The following is a 23,680-nucleotide window of genomic DNA, read 5'->3' as shown; positions in this document are numbered from 1 at the left end:
TATCATGGATTTATCCATACCAAAGGAAGTCGAAGAAATTAGGGCAAAAGCCAAAGCATTCGTGGAGGAAGTCGCAATCCCCGCCGAAGATCATTATGATTATGATCATGGTAGAATGCCTGAACCAATCGTTCAAAAGTTAAGAGAAGAAGCAAAGAAAAGAGGATTATGGACCGCTCATCTTCCCAAGTCGGAAGGTGGTTTGGGACTGGACCTGGTCGGTACAGCACTTGTATTCAGTGAGTTAGGACGTTCTCCGATCGCTCCTTATCTTTGTAACTGTGATGCTCCGGACGAAGGGAATATGCACCTTCTTCACTTAGCAGCAAACGCAGAACAAAAGAAGAAGTATTATCATCCTCTTGTAGAAGGAAAGATCCGCTCCGGATTTGCAATGACTGAGCCTCCTCCTGGCGCGGGCTCAGATCCTACCACTCTTTCGACTAACGCGGAGAAGGACGGGGACCATTATATTCTGAACGGTCATAAGTGGTACTGTACGGGGGCGAATGGTGCTTCTTTCTTGATAGTGATGTCCAAGGTAAACGATAGTTTTCGACGCACTTCTATGTTCTTGGTACCGACAGATGCTCCTGGATATACTATGGTGCAGGAGATAGGAGTTTTAGGTTCACATGGCCCAGGAGGACATTGTGAGTTAAAATTCGAAAATGTAAAAGTGCATGAGTCCCAAGTATTAGGAAAAATTGGAGAAGGTTTTAGACTTTCCCAAGAAAGATTGGGACCTGCAAGACTTACTCATTGTATGAGATGGATCGGGCTTGCTAGAAGATCTATGGAGATCGCGAGAGAATATGCGATCAAAAGAGAATTATTCGGAGGAAAATTATCCGATCACCAAGGTATTCAGTGGATGTTTGCGGAATCGGCGCTGGAAATAGAATCTGGTTTTTTACTTACATTAAAAGCAGCTGACATTCTTCGCAAAAATGGAGACGCTAGACAAGCTGTGTCCTTGGCCAAATGGCAGGTGAGCGAAACATTGAACAAATGTATAGACAGAGCCATTCAAATCTGCGGTTCTCACGGTTTTAGCCGTTATCTTAAATTAGAATTATTTTATAGAGATGCGAGAGCCGCAAGGATCGCAGACGGTCCTACCGAAACCCATAAGATGGTAATCGGTAGGAATTTAATGTCCGGAAAGGAGAACTTCTGATCGTGAAAGATTCCGAATTGAAGGAAAGGCTGGAATCATATTTAGGAAAAAGGCTACAAGGAACAGTAGAAATCGCTAATATGGTTTCCCTCTCTGGAGGAGCCTGCCAGGAAAATTTTTCCGCAGACATCAAGGTGAATGGGGGTCCCGAATCGGGCCAATACCAAACGGTTTATCGAACCGATAAGGGAGCGTCTTTGCTTGCTTCCTTATCTAGGATAAACGAGTTCAAGGTCTGCAGAATGGCTTTTGAAGCCGGTGTCAAAACTCCCGAGCCATTTTGGTTGGAGTCTGACAATTCCGTCACCGGCAATCCATTCTATTTTATGAAAAGGATCCAAGGGAAAGCCACTGGAAGATTCGTAGTAAAAGATCCAAGTTTAAATAAGGTCCGTAAACAGATCACCCAGGAACTTGCGGAAAATCTTGCACGTATCCATTCTGTAACTCCTGAAAAATGTAAGGACGAAAAACTAAAAGAAGTTTTGAACCTTGGACAACATGTAAGCGGCAAAACGGTGGCCCAAGGTTCTGTCCAAGCATTACGTTTTCAATTGGAATCCATGGATGGAGCTTATCCTGCTATGGAAATCATATTGAATTGGTTAGAGAAGAATGCTCCTGAAAGCGATGCAGCAGTTCTGATCCATGGAGATTTTAGAACAGGGAACTTCATGGTGAATTCGGAAGGTCTGCAAGGAATTGTGGATTGGGAATTTGCGCATTGGGGAGATCGCCACGAAGATCTGACCTGGTTATGTATGAGAGATTGGAGATTCGGAAAACTGAATAAGGAAGCAGGCGGCTTTGCAGACCGTTCCGAGTTTTACGAGATCTATGAGAAGGCAGCCGGCGTAAAACTAGATCCTGTCAAGATCAGATATTGGGAAGTGATGGGAAATCTTCGTTGGGCAATCGGTTGTATCGGCCAGGCGGAACGTCATCTTTCCGGAAAGGATAAAGGAATAGAACTCGCGTCCATAGGAAGAAGGGCTTGCGAGATGGAATACGAGGCCATGAGACTCATCGAAGAGTCCATAAAATAAGGAAATCATCATGCAGGATAAACCAAGCGCCACGGAATTATTGGAAGCAATTCAGGATTTTCTAATGAAGGAAGTCTTGCCGGAGTTTAGGGACAAGGACCTTCTCGCATATAAAACATTAGTAAGTTGGAATATGCTCGGAGTAATCTCCAGGGAGATCCGTTCCGGAGAAGAATCTTTAGATAAGGAACTCTCCAGACTATCTTCATTACTCGGTAAAAAATCCGAGTTTCCTAAAACATGGAATGAAAAGAAGGATCTTACTTCTTCTTGGAACGAAGAATTAAGAGATATTATCCGAAAGGAAAAAAAATCCTTAGAAGATACGGAATACTGGAAACATATAAAAGAATCCGTAATCGAAAAAGTTGAGATCGTAAATCCAAGATTCACTACGGAATCCTAAACATGTCCGTGATATATCTGATTCGCCACGGACAGGCGAACTCTACAGGAGAAGATTACGATCTATTGACCGATAAGGGAAAAGAACAAGCCTTTGCCCTCGGTCAATATATGGCTTCGAATGGGGATTTTCCGGATAGGATCATCTCCGGAACAATGAGAAGGCATAAAGAGACCGCTGAATTTTTTATGAAAGGGATTCGTTCTCTGCATTCCGATCTAAATACAACCCCTGACTTTCATTCTTTCGATCCGAACTGGAATGAATTTCCTGCTGAGCTATGGAGAAAATACGCGGAACATCTTTCAGGGATCAGGCCCGAATTCCAAAGGTCCTTATTACAATTTTCTAAAGTTAGATTGAAAGGTGGAGTTAGATCTGCCGCCTTATTTTTCAAACTGACCGAGGAAATACTATCAGTTTGGAGAAAAGGAGACTTCACTCCGGAGGGGATCGAGACTTTTGCGAACTTTCAATCCAGAGTGGATCTGGCATGCGATACTTATTTCCAGCCTTCCGATGCAGAAAGGCTTTTTATTTTTACTTCAGGCACTCCTATCTCTTTAACTTTAAAGAAGATGCTCAAACAAGACGAAGATATTTTTACTTGGATGCCTTGGATCTGGAATAGTTCAGTGAGTATGTTCCGTTGGGTAAGAGGTAGATATATTCCTGTGAGTTTGAATTTCCTTCCTCATATTCCGGAGAAAAGTTCCAGAACATTGTACTAAACAGAAACTTGTTCTAATGTCGAGAACTTTGCTTTAATAGGCTTGTAGGAACTCCATCAAAGGAGATGTCACAAGTCCATTGACTTTTGGAAATAAAAAAGTGTGGACTTCGGTCATCTAAGGTGTAGGATTTTGCCCCGCTGATCCGCATGAGTTCCTTGGTTTCCACACTAGAAATTCGTTCCTCAAAGGATAGAAATCTTGGATTTATCTCTATCTATTTAGGTTCTATATTCGTTCTAGTACTATTTGTTCTCATATATTTCACGGATGAAACGGAATTATTACGGATTTACGATAATATACATTGGACTTCGTCTATCGCGATCGCTACGATCACTGCTTGGTTCGGTTATAAATCCGCAGAAGGAGAAATTAAAAGATTCAGGTTCTGGTTTTTCTTAGGACTTCTTTCTTATTTTTTGGGTCAGGTAGTTTGGGATATCCAAGCTATCATCAAATTCTATAGTTTTCCAGCGCCAAGCGATCTATTCTATCCATGGTTAGGACCGTTCTTTGCCATAGGGTTTGCTCGATTCTTAAAAGATAGAATTCCATCTAACAGAATGAAGGTAGCCGTAATGGACGCCTTGGGACTTGCGATCGCAGTCCTTGCGGTCACTCTAGTATTATATCTTTCTAAAAAAGAAGATAGGCCCTGGTTTCAGTTATTAACCTTGTCCGTTTATCCAGTGTTTACACTTTCCGCTGCTTGTATCGGTGTTTTGATGAAGCCATCTTTACGTTTAAAGGCGGACTTTTCCTTTTTATGTTTGGTGTTCGGACTTGCAGGGATGGGGATCAGTTGGTTGCAATGGAATTCCATTTTTCTGCTCGTTGTTCCGAAAGATGGAACATTAACGAACGCAGGATTTTCTGCCAGTATTCTTCTTTTAGGATACGGGACCTTGACCTGGGCTCCAAATTCTTCAGGAGAAATCGAAAAAGAATCCGGAACAGAAAGCGGGCTCTTAAGAATTCTTCCTCTATTAGAAGTAATTGTTTGTTCCGCAGCAATTGTTCTTTCCTTAACTCTGCCTGGTTTGCCTGAGATCATCCGGTTAGTGATCTGGTTTTCCGCAGGAGTTATGGTAGTGATCGCAAGTCTTAGGCAAAGTCTACTCGTGGCAGATTTAGCAACCGCAGAGTTTGTTATTCGAAACGCAAACAAAGAATTAGAGGTCACAGTCGCAGAGAGAACCGAAGAATTAAGATCGACTAATACGTATTTGGTGACTGCGAATGATAAACTCAGGTCAGCTATGGACGAACTCAAAAAAACCCAGGAGAATCTTGTTCGGTCCGAAAAAATGGCGGTCTTAGGAAGACTGATGGCTGGGATCGCTCACGAGCTAAATACTCCGTTAGGCGCAATTCGTTCTTCCACCGAGGGGATCCGTTCCATTCTAAGTGAACCTTGGGAAAAACTTTTAAAAGATTATTCTAGCTTTAACAAGGAAGAACGAGAATTTTGGGGGATCTTATTCAAAAAGGGCGGTACAGTCAATTCCGACTTCGATTCCAAAGAAGAGAGATCCAAGAGAAAAAGATCTGAGGTCATTTTAAAAGAATTAGGAATAGAAAATTCTCTAGTAATGGCGGATGCCTTGACTGACCTGGGAATTTCCCCCGATCAGATTTCCGAACTCGCGGAGAAGATACCGAAAGGAGAAAGAGGATGGATGATCGTAAGCAATGCATCTGCTCTTTCCAGTATTTCCAGGTCCAGCCAATTGATCTTGGATGCTTCTATCAAAGCTTCCAGAGTGATCCAAGCATTGAAAAGTTACGCATCCGGAGAAGGGGATTGGAAACCTCACTCGGAGTCCGTCTCTCCTAGGGAACAGATTGAGAACATTATCACATTATATTATTCTAAAATGAAAAACAGGGTGCTCGTGGATATCAATATACCTGAATCCGCAAGGGTATTGGGAGATCCGGAAAGATTGTATTTGATCTGGACTAATTTGATCACAAACGCATTACATGCCATGAATTATTCCGGAAGGATCTTTGTAGATGCGGAACGAAAAGGTGAGTCCTGGGAAATTTCCGTCCAGGACACCGGTAGTGGCGTTCCCTTAGAGATCAGAGATAGGATTTTTGATCCATTCTTCACCACTAAATCTCCTGGAGAAGGGACCGGACTTGGTCTAGATATCTGCAAAAATGTGGCAGAAGAACACGGAGGGGCCATCCGATTTGTGAGTTCGGAAGAAGGTTCCACATTCTACGTTACTCTACCTGCTGCGCCATAATTATTAGGTTGATCCGAAAAATTACTCGTACAGAGTTGTGCGAGCTTTCGAATTTTTTCCAGATCCTTTATGAACGGACCGAAGAGCGAAAACGTATATCGCGACCTATTCGAACAATCACCTATCGGACTCATGATCTTCGATAGGCAGGGCAAAATAATAGAAGCAAACGATTCTTCTCTGCGCTTCTTAAGAGCCGAAAGAGATAAGATCATTGGAATTTCTTATTCTAACCTGAAAGACAGAGCAGTCTCCGCACTTATCGGCAAGGGTTTACAGGGAGAAGCTTCCGATTACGAAGGACCTTATACCAGTACGATCAGCGGATTATTATTACAGGTCCGCATTAGAGTGAATCCTCTTTTTGATGACTCAGGTGTTTTCGGCGCGTCTTTGATCTTTGAGGATCTGACTGAAAGAAAAAAGACGGAAGAGAAATTAGCAGTAACACTCTCGGATATTCGTGCTACCCAAGAAGCATTGGAAGAGCACGAGGTCAAATTTAAGACATTATTCGAATCCGCCGGAGAGGCAATCTTTCTAATGGACAATCGGGTCTTTCTGGAATGTAATCCTAAGACGGAAGAAATGTTCGGTTGCAGAAGAGAAGATATAATCGGCGCCTCTCCTGTAGATTTTTCTCCTGAGATGCAGCCGGATGGAGTTCCTTCTTCTCAAAAAGCATTTCAAAAAATACAAGCAGCGTTTGCAGGAAAACCGCAAACTTTCGATTGGTTGCATTGTAAAAAGGATAGAACCAATTTTGATGCGGAAGTGACTTTGACTTCCGTTACTCTGAATGGAAAAGCTTTATTGCAGGCGATCGTAAGGGATATTTCTGGAAGAAAAAGAGCGGAAGAAGAGATCCGAAAACTGAACGAAGATCTGGAGCAAAAAGTAGTTCTCAGAACGGAAGAGTTAAAAGCGACAAATACCTTTTTAGAAAATACGAATAGAGATCTACTTTTAGCATTAGAAGAATTGAAATCTACCCAAGCGCAGCTAGTCCAATCCGAGAAGATGGCAGTGCTCGGACAATTGATCGCAGGTATCGCTCACGAGGTGAATACTCCTTTAGGTGCTATAATCTCTTCCAACGAGGGGATCCAAAGTGTATTCCGCCAAGATTGGGAGAAGTTACTTTGCGAATTTGCCGAATTGGAAACTAATGAAAGAGATACCTGGAAGAAAATTTTTATTAAAGGAAGTATTTTCCCGGACTTTTATGATTCTTCGGAAGAAAGAAAGAACAGAAAGATCATCCGAGATACGTTACAAAATCTTGGATTTCCATCTTCCGAGTTTTTGTCCGAAAACCTGGCTGAATTGGGAATACGAGTAGATGATATTCCGGATCTAGTCCAAGACATTCAAAAGGAAAAATTTCCTACATTAGTTTCGAACGCTTACAATCTCTCCGGTATTTTAAGATATAGTAATGTAGTTAGAGAGGCTGCTTCTAAAGCCGCCAGAGTGATACGCGCTTTGAAAACCTATGTATACCAGGATCACACAGGTATAAGCTTGATCGATATCCGGGAGCAGATGGATCTGGTTTTAACACTATATTATAATAAGGTAAAACAAGGAGTTGAGATTCACAGGAATTTTGCGGAAAATTCACTCGTCAAAGGGCAAGCGGATCACTTGACCCAGGTTTGGGCCAATCTGATCAATAATGCATTCCAGGCGATTTCATACCAAGGTAGATTGGATCTGGAATCCTATATCAAGGATAATTATCTGATTGTTTCCGTCACGGACGACGGCCCAGGGGTCCCGAAAGAGATCCAAGATAAAATTTTCGAGCCATTCTTCACCACAAAGGAAAAAGGAGAAGGAAGTGGCTTAGGCCTTGATATTTGCAAAAAGATCGTAGAAAGGCACCAAGGAAAAATAGACTTTGATTCTATTCCAGGAAGGACCACATTCAGAGTCTATCTGCCTTTGGCCGATAGGCTCTGATTTAGCCGCTCTCTTTGGAGAAGCGGCTTTACGGCTTTAGGATTTTTTAGGGATTTCGCTTCCTTTGATGAATGCGGGTCTTGCTCCCAGTTTTTCTTCCCATGCTTTGAGTTTCGGATAATCATCCAAGGAAAGATCGATATAAGTTCTCGCTTTCACCCAAGGCCAGGTAGCGATGTCAGCGATACTCAATTCGCTTCCTGCTAAATACTCGGATTCTTTGAGACGTCTTTCTAAAACGGAATATAAACGTTTTGTTTCGTCCACATATCGGTTTATTGCGTATGGAATTCTTTCCGGAGCAAATTTCACGAAATGATTTGCCTGTCCTTGCATAGGACCTACTCCGCCCATTTGGAACATGAGCCATTGGATAGCGACTGATCTTTCTTTGGGATCTTTAGATAAGAATTTCCCGTATTTTTCTGCGAGATAGATCAGAATGGCTCCCGATTCGAAAACAGGAAAGTCGCCGTTATCCTTATCTACAATGGCAGGGATCCTCCCATTCGGGTTGATCTTTAGATACCATTCTTCCTTTTGTTCTAATTTGCTAAAGTCGATTGGATGCACTGTATAAGGGATTCCTAATTCTTCCAGCATGATAGAAGCTTTTTTTCCGTTAGGCGTCCCAGCGGTATATAATTCGATCAAACGATTCTCCTTTGATTCGGCCGGAAAGATCCGGATATGATTTGGATTATATTTTTTAGACTCTTGGCGGAACTTTTTGGGGACAAATCCTTTTTATTTTTGCGAAGAACTTTGGCGATCAGGCAAAAAATACGGAATGGATAATATGTCCGGACAGAAGGAGCTTACTCAAAATTCCCAGGTTGTATGCGATATTTCTCCAAGGTTGTTTATGAAGAAAATAAAAGATCGCATGTAGTATTCGGGATACTATGAATATTCCAGAATATATGATGGTTCCCTCATGCCAACTATAAGTATGGATGTATCCGATCAGCAAGAATAAGAAAATTGGAATATTCTCCAAATCGTTCCGAAAAACCCCGTTTGCGGTAGCGACTATCGTATGATCGTCCGTAGCAGGAAATGAATTGGTGAAAAATTCTGCGTCTTCTTTCCAACGGAATGTTTTGGTTTTGATACGGACCAAACCCTGAACGATGGAAGTGGAAAGTAATTTTAAGAACAGAAGTACTGAAACGATCGCAAAGACCTGCCAAGAAGATTCCATTCTACACTCCTAAGCGCAAAGATTGACGGAGCATAGGATCGAACTTGAATCGGATTAATGCGAGCAAAAAATAAACTTACTCTGATCTCAGTTTCTCTTTTTTGAGTCGTTTCCTGATTTCTTTCCCTCGTTTTTGGTTCTCTTCTAAAACTTTCAGAATGGTATCCACAGGAAATGCGGTGCCTTGGAACATTCTGGAAAAGACTCGGTCGGGCATATCATACCAGCGAGCCTTGGAGGAAAGAAGAAGTTCTCCTGTCTTTTTCAGATGGACCGTTCCTTTTGTGTATAGCCTTCTGCGTCTGACCATGGTGACCCAACAGCGGACTTCTATTTCTTCTCCTAAAGGACAGGCTTTATAATAACGCATATACAATTGATCAGTCATCACAAAATGACCAAGGTGAAAACATAGAACTCCTTGAGCCTCATCCAATAGAGTTGCGAGCGCGCCTCCATGAGCGTAACCTGGAGCTCCTTCAAAATCGTTTTCTATAGTCCAATCGAAACGGACTTCTCCGCTTGGTTCATGAAAAGGAAAGCTGGCGTGTAAGCCCCTTTTATTTTCCGGTCCGCAACCGAAACAATTCTTATGATGCCAGTCTTGTCCATTTTGGCTGGCTTTGATATGTTTATAAATGTCTTCCGCAGTCATCAGTAGATATTATCTTTTTATCTACCATGGAAAAATCTGAAAGCACCCGAACAAGGACGAAATTCGAGATCTGACTATAACGAACAGCGTATTTGTTTTGTTTCCGAACTTAAAAGGAGAAGGCCCAAATTCTTCTTCAAATCCCTTGACCGATTCTTGGCAGTTTATAATCTCACTTACGTCGAGGAGAATACGATGAAGGCCGCAGTATTAGAATCCGGAAAAAGAAATTTGATCATCAAAGAGGTTCCAATCCCGAATCTCGGTCCAGACCAAGTGAAGGTAAGGATCAAAGCATGCGGCATCTGCGGTTCCGATCTGCATTTAGTATTACATGGAACCTTAAAGTGTAAACATTATCCTCAAATCCCTGGACATGAAGCTTCCGGCTTAGTCGAAGAAGTGGGAGAAAAAGTCACTCGTTTCAAAAAAGGGGATCGAGTAGTGATCGCTGCAGGAACAAGCTGCGGCGTATGTTCTCATTGTCTTGCAGGAAGAGAAAATCTTTGCAAAGAGATCGGTGTATTCGGTTTCGATAGAGAAGGCAGTTTCGCAGAATATAATATAGTCGAAGAACGTTATCTGTATCCTCTACCTGACTCGGTTCCTTTCGAACAAGGTGCGATCTTAGCTGATGCTGTTTCTACTCCTTATAATGCGATCAAGTTCAGAGGGAAGATACAAGACGGGGATACTGTCGCGGTTTTCGGATGCGGAGGACTCGGTATCCATGGAGTTGTGATCGCAAGAGCATTGACAAAGGGTAAAGTGATCGCTTTAGATGTGGATAGAGGAGCCCTCGAAAACGCAGCAGCTTATGGTGCGGATGAAATAGTAAATTTGAGAGAAGTAAAAAATCCAGGAAAGACCTTAAAAGAAATTTCTAAAGGTGGGGTAGACCTTCTCGCTGATTTTTCCGGAAGAATGACAAATATCGAAGAGTCACTTCGCGCCATGAACCCTGGAGGAAGAATGGTACTTGTAGGGATAGGAAGAGAACCCTTAAAGTTTTCGATCCCGTTTTCCATCATTGAAAAACAGATCACTATTGCAGGTTCTTACGGTTCGGACCGAAGAGCCATTCCTGAATTGATAGATCTTTATGTGCAGGGAAAATTGAACCTTAGCAGATCGATTACGGATGTGCGAAAATTAGAAGACATCAACGAAAGTCTCCAAGATCTGGAGGACAGAAAAGGAAATCCGATCCGATTTGTGATCTCGCCTTAATTATCCCAAAGACGAACTTTGCTTGCTATAGTATCCGCTTCTTAAATCCTAACAGATAGATAGCTGATGTTCAAAGAATATTTACAATACGTACTTTCCAGAGGACAGATCCGATTCATAGTACTCGTTAGATCCGTTTTATTTTTATTGGTATTCAGTGCAATTCCTGCAATGCAAGCAGGAGGCGTGGTCGCGTTGGGTGGAGTCCTGATCATCTTAGGATTACTCGGAACGTATGTAGTGAACGGGTTCGTGATCCGATCAGGAATGGATCCGGATAAGCCTATAGTATTTTCCAAATACTTTATATTCTTACTTACCTTAGCTTTGTTCTTGATCTTTTTCTTTTTGATCGTTGCTCGATTAATAGAACCGTTTTTAGGAACACAATTACAAGACTTCTTAAAAAAGCAAAGTACTGAACCGAACACTCCGCTTCCTGCTGAATTCGTTCGATTCTATCTGATATTTGCTTTTGTAATAGGTCTTATTCTGCATTTGGTCCTGCCTGTACTTTTTTCGAAACTGAGTTTGATCCAAGGATTGAAAGAATTACCAAACTGTATCAAACGATCCGACTATATAGTCGCGGCTTGGACCCCTTTCGTGATCATGTTTGTTCCGGATCTTTTGGTTTCTCTCATTTCCAATTCGGAAGAAATGATGGTTTCTATTTTCGGTCAGATTTTACTGATAGTGATCTTCTTCTTTATGCTTACCTCGGATATTTTTCTACAATATCCGACTTATTATTTGGTTCGCACAGAGAAGAAGGCCGCAGAAGGTTCTGAGAACTCTTAAGCTTTTAAGAAACTCATAGAATCTCTTAGACTTTTAGCGATATTCAAAAGTCCTGTTGCACTTCCTGCAATCTCCTCCGAGTTTGCAGCACTATTCTGAACAGTGACGGAAATATTTGAAACAGCGTTTGCAGTCTCGGAGATTGCCACTTTTTGTTCTTTGACCGAGGTGCGGATCTCTTCCGATTTAGAATCCACTTCGTTTACAGCGGTGATGATCGTCGTCTTCTTCTCTTGTTGGACTTTCATTGTGGACACAATATTGTCCGAAGCAAATTTAATAAACGAAAGGCCTTCCAGAATTTCCGCATATACTTTCACGCAACTATCTACGAAGTTTTTGCCGGATTCAATTTCCTGATTACTTGTGCGGATCAGGCTTTCGATCGTTTTGGTGCTTTGATCGGTTTGTTCTGCAAGTCTTGTGATCTCTGTTGCGACTACTGCGAATCCTTTCCCGTGTTCTCCTGCTCTTGCCGCTTCTATAGCTGCGTTTAATGCGAGAAGGTTCACTTTTTCGGAAATCTCTTGGATTATCGCCGTAATGGATCTCATCTCTCCCGAGCTGGATTCAATTTTTATCATACTCTCGGAGAGGCTACCCATCGTTTTTTTTCCTGCTTCCGTTTTAGTATACATGTCTGAAATTTTTCCCAACGAATCAGAAACTGAATCTCCTACCTTAGTGATCAATGTATCTAACTCTTTCATTTCTCCAGAGAAGGAGAGAATGAGCTTATACTGACCTTCTGCGTTCGATGTGACTTGTTCCATACCGGCACTAATCTCTTCTACGGAGGCCGAAATTTCTTCCACAGAAGCAGATTCACTTTGCGCATTTTCCGAAAGATATTCGCTGGATTTAGAAAGTTGTTCCGCAGCAGCTAAGATGGATTCGGAAAAAGAAAGGATAGAAGAAAGCATCTCCTTCACTTTGGCTTGAAAATTCCGGAACACTAAAGATAGAAGGTAAAGTTCGTCCAGATTTAGATCGTCTTCGTCCACTTCTATCGGATTACTAAAATCCGCGTCTCGGATAGAAACTCTAACTTGGTTCAGACCATGTACAAGTCGGATCGAAAATTTGATGGAAGCATACAGAATATAGGCGAGTGTAATTGCGGAAAGTGAAAGAAAAACTGTAAGACTAAATGCGTATTCGGTCTCCGCTCTTTGGTAGATCCTTTCAGAGATAAGGAGCTGGACAGAGATTAGCTTTTCTATATTCCCCGCCACCGGATCTATCATAGAATACATCTTATGATCCGCAAAATTTCCCAATCCTTCCTTGTCCTTTGCAACCATAAGCGCCCTTGCTTCTTCTACGCTCTTGTCCGCATCTTCAAAAAGAGGTTCTAGTTTTTCGATAAGGACTGTTTCTTCTTCCACCAAATGGGTTTGGAGATAAGTATTCCATTCCGACTTGATCTCTTTCACCGCCTTATCCAGGTTTTCGATCCCTTCTTCGTATGTGAACGCTCCACTTCTCACTTTGTGAACGCAGTCAACGATGGAAATCGCGTAATGATCCGAGATCGTTTTTAACTGTTTTAATGGAATTAATCTGTCGTTACGGATCGTTTCTATATCGTTGATCCTAGACGCCGAATTGATGAGAGAAAGAGCCAATATGATTAAAAAAGGAATTAATACGGAAGAGAACAAGATCGCTAGTTTAGATTTTAAGCTTAGTCGTAAATACCATTTCATGAAAACACTCCGGGCGGGGAGTATACCATAGAACGGAATATTAATCGAGCAAATTAGAACGCTTCCACTAAGTAAATCTGCAAAATGATTTCGAATGTGAAGAATTTATTTCCTAGGGGATAGTTATCTCTTCATTTAGAGACAAAATCGATTTAAGTATACGAAATAGAATTTACTGCAGTGAAACAGCTGTTAGTTATCTGATTTACCCCGGTTTAGATTATTGTAGCGTTTGCTATAGACTTGACAGTACCGGATTAACGACTAATGTCGGAGATCAAGCCCCCTGGCTTTATATAATACGAACGTTATAAAATGGAGAGGCGGTAATGAGCCTTCAGAAACAAAGAATAGAAAGAGAAAAAAAATCCGGGAAACTGCTACTCCGTTCGCTGATCTTAGTATTTGCGCTCAGCGTATCCGCACTGTCCTTATCCGCAGCGTTTTCTTTAAAACAAATTCCGGATTCTATCGGCCCGGATGGGAGAAATATCTCCAGACAGTTCTTCCAATTTTTGAAAACCGCAATCATCAAGAATAAATACGATGGAAGAGCCGAAGGTTTTCATAAATACCTGGATCGTTCCTTGGAAAGATTCGAATTAAAAAATCTGTTTAATTCGGAATACATGTCAAAGGACGATAACGGGCAACATTATGTTACCTATAGGGGAAGATTTGCTAATGATGGATATAAGGTAAGTCTAGAAACTATACGGATGAAGGAAGTTCCTATTCCTAATTTCGGGGACTTTACCGCTGAGTTTGCATTGAAACATAACCCGAATCCTACTTACGGTGGGAATTCTTACTCAGGGAATCTAGACGTTCTGACTCATCTAGGACCATTCACTCATAAACACGGATTGAGTGCGATGGATTCTGGATTACATTTTTTAGATGCGAATAATCTAAAATCTATCAGCGCTCCGGAAACTACTTCTTTTAAAAAAATTAAGGACCCAGAAGCAAGAAAGGCAATTAACGATTTTACTGAATCATTCCCTGCTCTAGCAAAGTTCATGGGATATTATTTCGGTTTGGATTCATTGTTGAAGGTCCAACAAGACGGAAAACTCTCAGGGGTTACTGCTTTCACTTTTGAGGGAAATATAGAACAAACCTTGATGAGAGATTATCCGGATCTAGGCGATTATCTGGATGATATCAAATATTTAGGTTTTATTAAATTAAGAATTACGAATGTTTCCGGAAGATCTTTGGCAGAATTTGCGATCGAATCTAAGACCAGGGAGATCCGTTTTAAGTTTTTCACACTAAACGGCAAGGTAATCCCTTACGATACAAAAGGGAATTTTTATCCTCAGGAAGCATTCACACTTAATTCTCTTTCCGAATTTCCTTTCGTAGTAAAAGCAAGTTTGGAAGCGAACCTTTACGGTTTGGTTCTCGAGAACAACGACGTTCAATTGCTTGGTAGATTCTCCAATACCGCAACCTCCGGGATCCTGAACCTAAAATTAACTAAGATAGAAGAATTTGACGTAAGCGGTGCTTTCGGATATTTTGCGCCTTCTTGGGCCATCAATATATTCATTCCGGGAAATCTTCAGTCCATTATCTATGAGTTCACCGAAACTTTAGTAAAAGCGAATAATGGAAAAGGGACCAGCATCGTTTTACGATGGGACAGAGATTCGGCTAGAACGACTATGAGGACCCATATCGAAACTGAGTTTTTAGATAATTTTTTCATCAGATTCGGGTTAAAGATCTGGAATCATAAGGTCCTTCCGGATGAAGACGCTAAGGACGATATCAGAGCGGTACTTTCCAAAACTATTGATCTATTGTTGAAAGGAATTTGACCCCGGAGATATTAATTCCTATCATTCTTGCAGTCGCGCAATCAAAAAGAAAGAAGTCCAGGAAGGATAAGCTTTCGTCCGCGCTCGCATGTATTCACATGCGAGCTGATTCTCTTAACTTAATATAATTTCCAAACATTCTCTTTTGCGGAATGTCCCTTTAATCCCCCCACCATTTCTTGGCTTAAGAGATTCTCCAGAGTATAAGTGTTTTTATAATGTAGTTTCACTTCTTCCGTCGAAATAGAAAAAGGTGGGCCTGCAAGTTTCGTTTGGTCATACTCATACGTGATCAGAAGTTGAGGCGCCTTGTTTGTGATTTGAGTTAAATGTGCCGAATAACGAAGTCTAGTCTCCTGGGGAAGGGCGACTAAGGCCGCTCTATCATATATTGCGTCTACAGGGCCTAAAACTTCTTTAGATAAATCGAATATATCTCCTACAAATATATCGAGACCTTCTGTGCTATATAGAATGAGTTTGCCTACTTGGGAAATTTTAGGTTCTGCTCCTAATTCTTGGAATAACTGTTGGATTGCCATCTCGGCAAGTTCTGCGCCTGCAACTCTATATCCGTTGGAAAGAAACCAGGATATGTCCAAAGTTTTACCGCATAATGGAATAAAGATACGGCTCTCTTTAGCCAAAGAAAGTTCTTTGAAGTATTTAAGTAGAAGCGGGTTTGTTTCACTTTCGTGGAATGCAATGCTGTTTTCTTTCCATTTGCTTAGCCAAAAGTCTCTTTCCATTTTTTGATCCCTCTAATTCGAACTCTGTAAATTTGCAGGAGCTCCAATCCATTGTATTTGTTTTGGGAAGCCTGGCAACAATTTAGAAGGAGGGGAGCGAGGTCGGCAAAAGAAGTGTCGAAGGGAAGAGTATAGATGTTGTCAAGTAAGATGGGGCAATGGGATGGATGTGCGAGCTAGCGGAAATCCACCATAATCCGGGCGTATTTGCGAACTTTCGCCCATTCACTTAATGCTGCCTGCTACCTGATTTCGTTTCCATTTTATAACAGCTCACCTTCTTCTTCCTTTATAAAATACCCATTATTTTATTCTAAACTTCTCTGGAGTCCCAGCGATAGCCTGTACTTCCCACCAAACAATCGCTATAGTTCTTTCTCATTATTAAACGAATTATAAAAATAAAATGGAATTTTTCTTGCAAGAGATCCGTTTTTGGTCTCTTTAAATGACGATGGAAATTTTTGTTTGGAAAGGCGATATCACGTCCATTCAAACGGATGTGGTGGTAAATGCGGCCAATTCTTCCCTATCGGGAGGAGGCGGAGTGGATGGGGCCATTCATAGAGTGGGTGGACCAAAGATCATGGAAGAATGCAGGATATTAAAGATCAAAAAATATCCGAATGGTCTTCCTACTGGTCAATGTATTCTTACTTCCGGAGGACAACTACCTACCAAGTATGTGATCCATGCAGTGGGGCCGGTTTGGAAGGGAGGAGATTATCAGGAAGCTTCTCTATTAGAAACCTGCTACACAAATATTCTGCAATTGTCTTCGGATCGCGGATTTGAGTCGATTGCGGTCCCAAGTATTAGCACAGGGATTTATGCTTATCCAAAAGAATTAGCGGCTCCAATTGCGATCCGAACTGTCTTGGAGCATAAGGAGCAGTTCCCCAGGAAATTGATCTTTGTTTGTTTCGATCAAGAGACAAAAGATCTATATGAGAAAATCCTAAATGAATCAGGGGTGAATTTTAAAGAAGGAATTTCTTCCTTCTAATATTTTACAGACCGATACCTGCCGCTTCCCCACAGGTAGTATACATATCCTGTTTTGGGCTTAACCCATACGACTCGTCGGAGGTTGCCTTCCCCAGATTTCCGTTGATCGTACTGTCGAACAAATTTGTATTCACACAAGATCCGGCAGAATCATTACATTGAACATTTGCCGGAGGACTTGCTCCATTTGCCAAAGTGTTTAACCAAGTGGAAAATTTGACTCCTCCACTTTTCAAAGAATACATATCATTATATGTGGTGATTGTATGAATATCTCCCGGACCTATATAATATCTATAGTTTGTCTTGGAACTTGCGTCCTTCATTTTGGAAACAGCCTGCTTGGACCAATCGCAAGTAGTATAATCATTGGAGCTGGAAGAACTTCCGTCAGGAACGGAGCTTCCATCGCTGTCCCCGTAAATGATAGAATATGATTTTCCTGCTTGGTATGGATCCGGAGTTGTTGCAGTCGAATAGGTCAAAGTAGCATTATTGATCTTATTGACCTGTCCCATCACATGATAAAAGAACCTTTGGTTCCCGTCGAATAATGCAGTGTATTGTCCGAGCACGTCTCCCGGATATTCAGTCGCGACCTTCTTGAAGAAATCGTTAATGGAAGGAGATCCAGTGGTTGTGTAATTTGTTCCTATACCATTCACCCAAATAGGAAGATTGGAAGAAGAAAAACCGGTCCCACTTCCGATCCCATTTGTTTCAACACCCCAGGAGCTTTCTAATAATGGAAAAAAGGCAGGACCGATTGTATAAGCTCCAGTAGGCACCACTGCATTGGAAGCATCAGATAACATTCTTACTTGTGCGCCTGAGTCTATTGTGGTAATAGTTTCTCGAATAATCGGATAATTTAATATAGCTCCATAACCTCCCGCACTTTGGCCTGTCACAAAAACTCGGTCCAGTTGCGAGTAGGAATTTTGGACAAATTTTAGAACGGAGATCACATTATCATAACCATGATGTTTGATAGTTCCGCTAGCATACGTTTTGTCCTTACTTCCTATATGAAGATCTCCGCTGCAATACGGGACAAATATAATATCATAATCTCTGAATGGATTCTCCGCGACTGTTTGGTCTATGACACCTTTGAATAATAGATCTAATGCAAAATCCGGAACTGTGTTCAGCTGATTGAAATAAGTGACGGTATTATTTCCGAAACAGTTTGCATTGTCCCAACAAGCTCCTCCTCCCATAAAATTGATCAGAAGTTTTTTGTTATTCGCAGCTACTGTTTTTCTGAAAAAATAGAAGTCCACATTTCCTTCCGTACCGCTGCATTTCGGATCAAAAGTAGCTGTATATGTGTAAGGTGTGGCTCCGTGATCTACCTGGGTAGTGAATGTGCCAGGCTGGGGAGTGATCCTGGTAAACGGGCTTGTGACCAGATCTACGATGAATGCAGTAGCAAGAAGTTCCTGGGTATTGTCTTTATCTTTTGTACAGTATATTTGAGAGAATAATAGGAAGATCGTAATCAGTCGGATTTTCATAAAAACCTGATACCGCCGTCAGATGGCGATATCAGCTATACTTTATTCCTAGTTTGTAGAATGTCAAGGACCGAAGCAGGTCTCGTACAGATCTTTATTATTGTCGAAGGAGTCCTGAGAGGTGGCTCTTCCTAGGCTATCGTTCAAAGGATTTGCCCCGAAATTTTTATCCGTGCAAGGATAGGAGCCTGAACCTAAAGAACAATCCACGTCTGCAGGAGTCCCTACATTCGATACGATGGATTTTAACCAGGTATTAAAGTTCACTCCGTTACTTACAAGTCCATACATTGTATCACTCGTAGTGATTGTATGAATATCTCCCGGAGCTCTATAAAAATAATACTTAGAGCCTGTTGTACCGGCCATCGCATTATTTGCGTTGATCGCCCAGTTACAATTGGAAGGGGTATTGGAACCATCCTTAGGAAGATCCGCAACATCTCGCGCATCCCCCGGTCCGAAATAAGAACTAGAATCCGAGTAAGAAGGAGAGCCTGAGTTTATAATCCCCATCACATTAAAGAACCATCTCTGGGTAGAATCGAATGCTGCAGTGTACTGACCCACAACATCGTTCGGATATTCCGTAGTAATCTTGCTGAGATAATCTTCGATAGAAGGAGCGCCGTCTAGATAATTGGAACCTACAACCCAGTCCGGAATATTGGATGCACTTCCCCATTGATTTTTTACGATGTTGGAGAAAAATCCATTGATCACTGCTCCGTTGGAAGCATCCGCCACTAAGCTGATCTTATTAAAGCTTGGGAATCTTGCGCTCTCGGAGAATACTTGGCGAATATGAGGATAGTTTAATATAGCTCCGTATCCTCCGGCACTTTGTCCTGCAACCACTACGTCGGTCACCTGGGTATAATTCGATTGGATATATTTTAAGACCGAGAGAACATTATCATGTCCTCTATGGCTATAGACAGAAGGATCCGAGGATACATAAGGATCATCATAAGTAGCCACATCACTGGAACCTATATGAAGATCTCCAGTGCAATAAGGAATAAAAAGAACATCATAATCTTTAAATGGATTAGAAGAATTTCCGGCATCCAAAATCCCTTGGAAGGCCACCTTGACAAAAAGATCAGGCACATCATTTAGGAAATTGAAGAATGTCGTGGTACTCTTTCCGAAGCAGTTATTATTACTCCAGCAAGCTCCTCCTCCCATAAAGTTGATGAGCAATTTTTTATTATTAGCAGAAGTAGTTTTTCGAAAGAAATAAAACTTAGTGTTTCCTGCATTTCCAAAACATTTCGGAAAATACTGCCTTCCGTTTTGGTAGCTAGTATTAGTGTTCGGGATCAGGATAGTGTCGTCTGCGGGAGGAGTGATCCTTTCGTAAGGATTATAAAGAACTTCGGCTAAGACTGCTCCTGTAAGAGCTTTTGTATTATCCGGTTCGTCTTTTTTACATCCGATCAAAAGTAGCATCGAAATCAAAAAGATAATAGATAGGTTTTTAGCCTGCATTCGTTTCATCCCCGTTCTAGAAAACAGTCGAAATGTTTATATATTTCCCATTTAGACTGACGCATATCCCCAAAGATTCAAGTTCTTTTCATTATCGAAGAAAAAGAAAGATTTGAGTACTAGGAGCGAACCCAGAAACTGGAATTGGTCCGATTATTTTTTAAACCGAAGGTGAAACGTGGATCTTTTTGATGATATAGGCGAAGTTGAAGGAAGTATCGTACCGGTAGATTCCATTCTTCCTCCCGAATTATTTCTGGTGCCGATCAAGACCAGGCCGGTATTTCCCGGGATCATCACTCCTCTGATCGTTCCGGGGGGAAAATTTGCAAAGGCTGTGGATGAGGTCTTAAAAGGGAATTCTTTCATTGGGCTTGTTCTTCTCAAGGATGAGGAGAATGAAAAGAAAACAGAAGAGAATATTTACGATTTCGGTGTAGTAGCCAAGATCTTGAAGAAGGTGAATCTTCCTGATGGCGCTGTAAATATTTTGATCAATACAGTTCGCAGATTTAAGGTGGAATCTTTTGCTTCCACGGAACCTTTGTTGATCGCAAAGGTAAGCTATCCGGAAGAAGAACCCGGCGCTTCTAAAAATACTATCAAAGCCATGATGAGAACCTTGCTTATCATGACAAGGGAACTCGCACAAAATAATCCTCTTTTTACGGAAGAGATGAAACTTACCATGCTGAATGTGAACGAGCCAGGTAAGATGGCGGATTTTGTATGCAGTATTTTGAATATTGAAAAAGAAGATTATCAATCCGTAATAGAATCCGTGAATTTAAAGGACAGGATCGAAAAGGTTCTGCTCTATCTGAAAAAGGAGATAGATCTTGTTAGTCTCCAAAGAGAGATCCAGGAGAATATCCAGGACAAAATTGATAAACAACAGAGACAGTTTTTCCTAAGAGAACAATTGAAGGCGATCCAAGCGGAGCTCGGTCAGAAAGAAGGAAAGTACGAGAAGAAGTATGAAAAATTCTTAGAAAGACTGAAAGCCATCCCTGCAGATCCGGAAGTAATAGAAGAAGTAGAGCGGGAAATGGATAAGTTCTTCTACACGGATCAGAATACCGCGGATTATAACGTTGTTCGAAATTACTTGGATATTATGGAAAGTCTTCCTTGGGAAGCTGCTCCTTCTCGAGAAATTGATTTAGATAAAGCCAAAAAGACCTTAGATAAAGATCATTATAAACTGGATGATGTAAAAGAAAGGATCCTGGAATTTTTAGCAGTGAAGAAGTTAAAACCTACAGAGAAAGGTTCCATTCTTCTTTTAGTAGGACCTCCCGGGGTCGGGAAAACTTCTATTGCTAAGTCTATCGCAGAAGCCATGGGCAGAAAGTTTTTTAGATTCTCTGTGGGCGGAATGAGAGACGAGGCGGAGATCAAAGGCCATCGTAGGACCTATATTGGTGCGATGCCTGGAAAGATCATCACAGCATTAAGAATTACTAAAGAAAAAGATTCTGTTATTCTTTTGGACGAAATAGACAAGCTTGGGCTTGGAATGCAGGGAGATCCTGCTGCAGCTCTACTGGAGGTTTTGGATCCGGAGCAGAATAAAACATTCAGAGATCATTATTTGGATCTTCCATTTGATCTTTCCTCTGTGTTCTTTATCGCTACGGCAAATACGTTAGATTCCATTAGTAGGATACTTTTGGATCGTATGGAAGTTATCAATCTTTCCGGTTATATCACGGACGAGAAAGTCCAGATCTTTAACAAACATCTTTGGAAAAAGGTGCTGGAGAAAAACGGGATAGAGCCGTACGGGATACAGATAGATAAAAAATCTGTGGTCACTCTGATAGATCATTATTCTAGAGAGTCAGGGGTGAGAGGTTTAGAAAAACAGTCCGATAAACTGGCTAGAAAACTCGCACTCCAGATCGTAAAGGGAGAAACTTATCCGAAACATATCCAACCTAAGGATGTGGAAAAACTTTTAGGAGTTCCTAAATACACGGATGATAGGATGACCAAGCCTACCGTTCCAGGAACCGCTTTGGGACTTGCTTGGACTTCTGTAGGAGGTGCGACATTACTTATAGAGGCGGTCTTCATAAAAGGAAAGGGCGGGATACTTCTTACTGGGATGATCGGAAAATCTATGGAGGAATCTTCCAGTATCGCTCTCAGCTATATTAAGAATTTCTTAGGTAGTGAGGAATTATTCACCGAAAAAACGATCCATCTTCATGTTCCTGACGGTGCCACTCCAAAAGATGGGCCGAGCGCCGGGATCACAATGGCAGCCGCCATTCTTTCCTTGGTATTGAATAAAAGGATCAAACTTGGATTCGGTATGACTGGAGAATTAACACTGACCGGCGAAGTTTTAGCCATCGGCGGATTAAGAGAAAAGGTCGTGGCTGCCAAACGGGTTGGTGTTCATAAGATCATTTTTCCTTCGGACAATCGACCTCAGTTAGACGAAATACCTGATTATGTGAAGAAGGGAATGGAATTCTTTCCGGTTTCTAAATTCGAAGAAGTAGCTAAAATTCTATTCGAGCCCAAGGTAATCGATGGAGTTTTGAAACCTAAAACGGAACAGGTGGTAGTCTCTAAGAAGACGAAACCTTCTCCTAAAAAGAAGATAGCGCCTCGTAAGAAGAAGTAAATCTACTATCTTCGCCCTTTACGCCGGGTCTTAAACCAGCTCAAAATAATTTGCTTTTTAGGACCCGTTTCCGACGCTGTTCGGAGGAGACCATAATGGGCGTACCTTTCATAGATATCAAAAGATTCGAGCCGGGATTACTAGAAGCTTGGGAAGATAAAGTAAAAACTCTCAGCAAGAACGCCTCCTTTATCGGAGGAGAAGAAGTCGCATTATTAGAAAAAAATCTGGCAACAACCGCTGGAACTAAATATTCGATCGCATGTGCAAACGGAACAGATGCACTTCAATTGGCACTGAGAGCCTTGGGCGTGGGAAAGGGAGATAAGGTATTAGTTCCTGACTCTACCTTCTGGGCGACATTTGAATCTGTAGTAAACGTAGGCGCCGATCCTGCCACAGTAGATACGAATCCAGACGATCTACAAATGGATTTCGAAGAGTTCAAAAAGGCACTCGAAGAAGTAAAACCGAAGGCAGCGATCATCGTTCACCTGTATGGTTGGGGAAGCTCAAAGTTAGAAGACTACCGCAAACTTTGTAAGGAAAAAGGAGTTTTCTTATTAGAAGACGGAGCCCAATCCTTCGGTGTTTTATATAAGGGAAAACCTATCTACCAAGACGCATTGATCACTACTACTTCTTTCTATCCTGCAAAAGTTTTAGGCGGGGCTGGAGATGGGGGAGCGGTTTTCACAAACGACGAAGAACTAGCAAATAAAGTAAGAATGCTTGGAAACCATGGAAGAACTTCTCACTACGGTTACGGAGATGTAGGTTGGAATTCCAGAATGGATACCTTGCAAGCTGCATTCTTAAATTTGAATCTTCCTCATTTAGAAGCAAGACTCGTTTCCCGCAGAAAGGCTGCAGAGAAATATTACCAGGCTCTTCCTGGCTTAGGAGTGAACGTGATCCATCCTCCAAAAGACTTTCAAGAAAATGGATATTGCAACGTTACTCTTTTTGATCCTGCCGAAAGACCTAAGATCCAAGAAGTCCTAAAAGCAAAAGGGATCGGTTTTGGAGTGATCTATCCGGGAGCAATGAGCGATCAACCTGGAGCAAAACCTTATATTGTAGGTAAATTCGGAAAAGAGCATAGAACAGGAAGGATCTGCGATTCAGTATTAAATTTTCCTTTATTTCCATATATGACTGATTCCGAGCTGGAAGAAGTTTTTGCTGCGATCAAGGAATATAAGAGCCTATCCTAAAGACGGCTCTTGAGGCCCGCGACTAATACAGATTTTT

19 protein-coding genes are annotated in these 23,680 nt (G+C 41.6%); 12 read left to right on the top strand and 7 right to left on the bottom strand.

The window, feature by feature from the left end; translation table 11 throughout:
* Positions 1-4: 4 nt before the first annotated feature.
* From LPTSP_RS07300 to LPTSP_RS07275, 6 genes are all read left to right on the top strand, one after another.
* Complete coding sequence (locus tag LPTSP_RS07300; RefSeq protein WP_108928142.1) at positions 5-1,180, top strand: acyl-CoA dehydrogenase family protein; 1,176 nt, start codon at positions 5-7, stop codon at positions 1,178-1,180.
* A gap of 2 nt (positions 1,181-1,182) precedes the next feature.
* Positions 1,183-2,226, top strand: a complete 1,044-nt coding sequence (locus LPTSP_RS07295; protein ID WP_108928141.1) for a phosphotransferase family protein — start codon at positions 1,183-1,185, stop codon at positions 2,224-2,226.
* Between the two features lie 10 nt (positions 2,227-2,236).
* Positions 2,237-2,632: a DUF6285 domain-containing protein gene (locus LPTSP_RS07290; protein ID WP_108928140.1), complete on the top strand. Its 396-nt coding sequence runs from the start codon at positions 2,237-2,239 to the stop codon at positions 2,630-2,632.
* Positions 2,633-2,634: 2 nt separating this feature from the next.
* Positions 2,635-3,363, top strand: a complete 729-nt coding sequence (locus tag LPTSP_RS07285; protein ID WP_108928139.1) for a histidine phosphatase family protein — start codon at positions 2,635-2,637, stop codon at positions 3,361-3,363.
* Positions 3,364-3,512: 149 nt separating this feature from the next.
* Complete coding sequence (locus tag LPTSP_RS07280; protein ID WP_108928138.1) at positions 3,513-5,624, top strand: ATP-binding protein; 2,112 nt, start codon at positions 3,513-3,515, stop codon at positions 5,622-5,624.
* Between the two features lie 69 nt (positions 5,625-5,693).
* The gene (locus tag LPTSP_RS07275; RefSeq protein WP_108928137.1) at positions 5,694-7,589 is read left to right on the top strand and encodes a sensor histidine kinase; all 1,896 of its coding nucleotides are present in this window, start codon (positions 5,694-5,696) and stop codon (positions 7,587-7,589) included.
* A 36-nt stretch (positions 7,590-7,625) separates the two neighbouring features.
* Here LPTSP_RS07275 and LPTSP_RS07270 read toward each other — a convergent pair whose 3' ends face one another.
* The 3 genes from LPTSP_RS07270 to LPTSP_RS07260 all read right to left on the bottom strand — a co-directional run bounded on the left by LPTSP_RS07270 (position 7,626) and on the right by LPTSP_RS07260 (position 9,448).
* Positions 7,626-8,243, bottom strand: coding sequence for a glutathione S-transferase family protein (locus LPTSP_RS07270; RefSeq protein ID WP_108928136.1), 618 nt, complete (start codon positions 8,241-8,243; stop codon positions 7,626-7,628).
* Between the two features lie 118 nt (positions 8,244-8,361).
* On the bottom strand, positions 8,362-8,793 hold the full coding sequence (locus LPTSP_RS07265) for an MAPEG family protein (RefSeq protein WP_108928135.1): 432 nt from the start codon (positions 8,791-8,793) through the stop codon (positions 8,362-8,364).
* Between the two features lie 76 nt (positions 8,794-8,869).
* Positions 8,870-9,448, bottom strand: coding sequence for a PaaI family thioesterase (locus LPTSP_RS07260; RefSeq protein WP_108928134.1), 579 nt, complete (start codon positions 9,446-9,448; stop codon positions 8,870-8,872).
* A 195-nt stretch (positions 9,449-9,643) separates the two neighbouring features.
* Here LPTSP_RS07260 and LPTSP_RS07255 point away from each other — a divergent pair, with 195 nt between their 5' ends.
* Positions 9,644-10,678, top strand: a complete 1,035-nt coding sequence (locus LPTSP_RS07255; protein WP_108928133.1) for a zinc-binding dehydrogenase — start codon at positions 9,644-9,646, stop codon at positions 10,676-10,678.
* Positions 10,679-10,744: 66 nt separating this feature from the next.
* Entirely contained in the window at positions 10,745-11,479 is a 735-nt protein-coding gene (locus tag LPTSP_RS07250) for a hypothetical protein (protein ID WP_108928132.1), read from the top strand.
* Here LPTSP_RS07250 and LPTSP_RS07245 read toward each other — a convergent pair.
* A complete protein-coding gene (locus LPTSP_RS07245; protein WP_108928131.1) occupies positions 11,476-13,188 on the bottom strand; it encodes a methyl-accepting chemotaxis protein in 1,713 nt (570 codons plus the stop codon). The two genes, LPTSP_RS07250 and LPTSP_RS07245, sit on opposite strands and share 4 nt — an antisense overlap.
* 329 nt (positions 13,189-13,517) lie before the next feature.
* Here LPTSP_RS07245 and LPTSP_RS07240 point away from each other — a divergent pair, with 329 nt between their 5' ends.
* Positions 13,518-15,017 carry a hypothetical protein gene (locus LPTSP_RS07240; RefSeq protein ID WP_108928130.1) on the top strand — a complete coding sequence of 500 codons (1,500 nt, stop codon included), beginning with the start codon at positions 13,518-13,520 and terminating at the stop codon, positions 15,015-15,017.
* A gap of 119 nt (positions 15,018-15,136) precedes the next feature.
* Here LPTSP_RS07240 and tmpT read toward each other — a convergent pair whose 3' ends face one another.
* The gene (gene tmpT, locus LPTSP_RS07235) at positions 15,137-15,766 is read right to left on the bottom strand and encodes a thiopurine S-methyltransferase (RefSeq protein ID WP_108928129.1); all 630 of its coding nucleotides are present in this window, start codon (positions 15,764-15,766) and stop codon (positions 15,137-15,139) included.
* Positions 15,767-16,220: 454 nt separating this feature from the next.
* Here tmpT and LPTSP_RS07230 point away from each other — a divergent pair, with 454 nt between their 5' ends.
* Complete coding sequence (locus tag LPTSP_RS07230; protein WP_245915493.1) at positions 16,221-16,772, top strand: O-acetyl-ADP-ribose deacetylase; 552 nt, start codon at positions 16,221-16,223, stop codon at positions 16,770-16,772.
* Positions 16,773-16,776: 4 nt separating this feature from the next.
* On the opposite strand, the gene LPTSP_RS07225 is transcribed toward LPTSP_RS07230, so the two are convergent.
* Together LPTSP_RS07225 and LPTSP_RS07220 are read right to left on the bottom strand one after the other, a co-directional pair.
* Entirely contained in the window at positions 16,777-18,294 is a 1,518-nt protein-coding gene (locus tag LPTSP_RS07225) for a pectin acetylesterase-family hydrolase (RefSeq protein ID WP_108928127.1), read from the bottom strand.
* A gap of 63 nt (positions 18,295-18,357) precedes the next feature.
* A complete protein-coding gene (locus LPTSP_RS07220) occupies positions 18,358-19,788 on the bottom strand; it encodes a pectin acetylesterase-family hydrolase (RefSeq protein ID WP_108928126.1) in 1,431 nt (476 codons plus the stop codon).
* A gap of 178 nt (positions 19,789-19,966) precedes the next feature.
* On the opposite strand from LPTSP_RS07220, the gene lon reads away from it, so the two are divergent.
* Together lon and LPTSP_RS07210 are read left to right on the top strand one after the other, a co-directional pair.
* Positions 19,967-22,426 (top strand): endopeptidase La, encoded by a 2,460-nt coding sequence (lon, locus tag LPTSP_RS07215; RefSeq protein WP_108928125.1) that lies wholly within the window; start codon positions 19,967-19,969, stop codon positions 22,424-22,426.
* A 95-nt stretch (positions 22,427-22,521) separates the two neighbouring features.
* Positions 22,522-23,643 carry a DegT/DnrJ/EryC1/StrS aminotransferase family protein gene (locus tag LPTSP_RS07210; protein ID WP_108928124.1) on the top strand — a complete coding sequence of 374 codons (1,122 nt, stop codon included), beginning with the start codon at positions 22,522-22,524 and terminating at the stop codon, positions 23,641-23,643.
* The last annotated feature ends 37 nt before the right edge of the window (positions 23,644-23,680 follow it).

The sequence above is a fragment of the Leptospira johnsonii genome, assembly GCF_003112675.1.
GTDB lineage: Bacteria > Spirochaetota > Leptospiria > Leptospirales > Leptospiraceae > Leptospira_B > Leptospira_B johnsonii.
Note: the sequence above shows the minus strand (reverse complement) of the source record. Positions and strands in the feature narration are given on the sequence as shown.

Excerpts from the sequence above, each read along its gene's own strand:
- LPTSP_RS07300 (WP_108928142.1), top strand. The coding sequence starts at position 5 with ATGGATTTATCCATACCAAAGGAAGTCGAAGAAATTAGGGCAAAAGCC.
- LPTSP_RS07290 (WP_108928140.1), top strand. The coding sequence starts at position 2,237 with ATGCAGGATAAACCAAGCGCCACGGAATTATTGGAAGCAATTCAGGAT.
- LPTSP_RS07285 (WP_108928139.1), top strand. The coding sequence starts at position 2,635 with ATGTCCGTGATATATCTGATTCGCCACGGACAGGCGAACTCTACAGGA.
- LPTSP_RS07280 (WP_108928138.1), top strand. The coding sequence starts at position 3,513 with ATGAGTTCCTTGGTTTCCACACTAGAAATTCGTTCCTCAAAGGATAGA.
- LPTSP_RS07275 (WP_108928137.1), top strand. The coding sequence starts at position 5,694 with ATGAACGGACCGAAGAGCGAAAACGTATATCGCGACCTATTCGAACAA.
- LPTSP_RS07265 (WP_108928135.1), bottom strand. The coding sequence starts at position 8,793 with ATGGAATCTTCTTGGCAGGTCTTTGCGATCGTTTCAGTACTTCTGTTC.
- LPTSP_RS07260 (WP_108928134.1), bottom strand. The coding sequence starts at position 9,448 with ATGACTGCGGAAGACATTTATAAACATATCAAAGCCAGCCAAAATGGA.
- LPTSP_RS07255 (WP_108928133.1), top strand. The coding sequence starts at position 9,644 with ATGAAGGCCGCAGTATTAGAATCCGGAAAAAGAAATTTGATCATCAAA.
- LPTSP_RS07250 (WP_108928132.1), top strand. The coding sequence starts at position 10,745 with ATGTTCAAAGAATATTTACAATACGTACTTTCCAGAGGACAGATCCGA.
- LPTSP_RS07245 (WP_108928131.1), bottom strand. The coding sequence starts at position 13,188 with ATGAAATGGTATTTACGACTAAGCTTAAAATCTAAACTAGCGATCTTG.
- LPTSP_RS07240 (WP_108928130.1), top strand. The coding sequence starts at position 13,518 with ATGAGCCTTCAGAAACAAAGAATAGAAAGAGAAAAAAAATCCGGGAAA.
- tmpT (WP_108928129.1), bottom strand. The coding sequence starts at position 15,766 with ATGGAAAGAGACTTTTGGCTAAGCAAATGGAAAGAAAACAGCATTGCA.
- LPTSP_RS07230 (WP_245915493.1), top strand. The coding sequence starts at position 16,221 with ATGGAAATTTTTGTTTGGAAAGGCGATATCACGTCCATTCAAACGGAT.
- LPTSP_RS07225 (WP_108928127.1), bottom strand. The coding sequence starts at position 18,294 with ATGAAAATCCGACTGATTACGATCTTCCTATTATTCTCTCAAATATAC.
- LPTSP_RS07220 (WP_108928126.1), bottom strand. The coding sequence starts at position 19,788 with ATGCAGGCTAAAAACCTATCTATTATCTTTTTGATTTCGATGCTACTT.
- LPTSP_RS07210 (WP_108928124.1), top strand. The coding sequence starts at position 22,522 with ATGGGCGTACCTTTCATAGATATCAAAAGATTCGAGCCGGGATTACTA.